Here is a 344-nt window from a genome sequence, read left to right on the forward strand (position 1 = left end):
ACCGCGGCGGCCTATGCCTTCGCGGCCCAGTGCGACGACTTCGGTGACCTTACCGACGGCATCGCCGAGTTCGACCTGACCCAGGCCGACGCTACGGTGCTCGACGGGCAGCCTGCGGGGCAGTTCGTGGTGACCTACTACGCCGATGCGGACGATGCGGCGGCGGGCATCAACCCTATAGACGCGGCCTCGGCCGTGGCCTACCAGAGCGCGACCGGCCAGGTGTACGCCGTGGTGAGCAACCTGGGCACGGGCCCGACGCCTGATCCTGCGCCATGCCGTTCGGAGGTGGTCACGGTGAGCTTCACCGTGGAGCCCCTGGTGACCCCGGTCATCGACGGCGG

General features: G+C 69.8%; 1 protein-coding gene. It reads left to right on the forward strand.

All coding sequences use genetic code 11. The features are described from left to right. Window positions 1-344: FIDD domain-containing protein (locus HZF10_RS14530; protein ID WP_176006953.1), on the forward strand; the 344-nt coding region annotated here is incomplete at both ends.

It is taken from the genome of Flavobacterium agri, assembly GCF_013401995.1.
Classification (GTDB): domain Bacteria; phylum Bacteroidota; class Bacteroidia; order Flavobacteriales; family Flavobacteriaceae; genus Flavobacterium; species Flavobacterium agri.